2 protein-coding genes are annotated in these 1,420 nt (G+C 51.8%); both read left to right on the top strand.

Going from position 1 to position 1,420, the window contains the following annotated elements:
* Window positions 1-1,010 (top strand): hypothetical protein (locus BLX24_RS30365; protein WP_218160739.1); only part of this gene is annotated, 1,010 nt, incomplete at its 5' end.
* Between the two features lie 90 nt (window positions 1,011-1,100).
* Window positions 1,101-1,420: hypothetical protein (locus BLX24_RS30360; protein WP_143092930.1), on the top strand; the 320-nt coding region annotated here is incomplete at its 3' end.

Below are 1,420 nucleotides of genomic sequence, written 5' to 3'. Positions count from 1 at the left end.
GGACACTAATTGACTTTCACTTTTTTAATAAAATGGCAGCAGACAAAACGCTCGATTTTAGCTCCTTTGACACTAACCTGCTTCGTACGGTTGAAGGATTAGGTAATGTGGTCATCATTGATGCCATGATGGACGGGGCAGCCGCATTGCGCAATGATTTTGCCGTCCGGACCATGCGGGATAAAGCCGCGCTGGTGTCGGTCGAATTCCAGGACGCTTTTAAGGCCGCTTCGGATTCATTCGAAGGCCGCAAAGGGGCAACCATCCGCTCACGGTACGTATCGTTTACGGAAGGCGATATCGACATCGAAATCAAGATGTCGGATGTAAAAGAGCTTTACCGCTCGTATCTGGGCTGGATCATAGCTCCCGATCGTTCGGAAGCCGAAATCCGCGATAATCCGTTTGAGGTGTTCTTTATCCGCCGGATCATCGCCAACCACTTTGCCTTTATCCGTACGAAGACCGCCTGGAAGGGTGCGATCAACAACGCAAACATCGGAGCGAACAATATCGCCGATGGTTTGCTGGTAAAAACGGCCGCATCACGCACATCAGGAGAGATTGTGGCCAGTCATGTATTTACAGCGGCCACGACGATCGATGTAACCAACGCCTATGATCAGGTGAACGGCGTGGCTGATCTGATTAAGTCAACACGGCCTGAAATGCTGAACATGGAACTGGAGTGCAAGCTGAGCCAGTCGGTCTATGACCTGTACCGTAAGAACCGCCGGGCACTCTTTTCACAGCACGTCGGACCGGGTGAAAAACCAACGGAACTCGATGACTACAGCAACATCAAGTTCAAAATTGATCCGGGCTTAGCGGGCAAATCAACGATCATGGTAACGCCGCATGATAACCTGGTATTCGCCGGGAATGAAGATCCGGGCACGTACTACATCAACATTGTCCGGCAGGTAAAAAGCTGGCAGCTGACGGTACGGGTTTCGCTTGCGTTTGATTTTGCGTCGCCGGACCTGATCTTCCTGAACGACAAGGTTTAATTCAGCCATCCATTCACTACACGGCTTTCCCGGAAAAACGGGAAGGCCATTTTCTGAAAATTTATTTCCGGAGGTTTTCCTCAGACAGCTATGAAATTTTTAAAGATTGTTCTCTCATTCAGCCTCCTGCTTATCGGGGCAGTGGTAGCGGTCGCTACCGACAATGTTTTGCTTGGCGTGGCATCAGTGCCCGCCACGACGTACGCGTTTCAGCGGGTAACGGGCCTGTCTCTCTTTGACAGCCACACGGCGGCTTACCTGACCCTTGCTGCCATTCCGCGAACCGCGCAGGGTGTTCCGAACCCGGGCGGTAACAATAAGCTCTATCTGATCGGTACTGACCAGATCACCGGTGAATGGCCGCGAAAAGACCTGATCGTTAGCGGTGAGCTGGCTACGGCACCAACGCT

It is taken from the genome of Arsenicibacter rosenii, from assembly GCF_001870735.1.
In the GTDB taxonomy this organism is placed as follows: Bacteria; Bacteroidota; Bacteroidia; order Cytophagales; family Spirosomataceae; genus Arsenicibacter; species Arsenicibacter rosenii.
The sequence above is the reverse complement of the archived record's forward strand: the minus strand, read 5'-3'. Positions and strand labels throughout refer to the sequence as shown.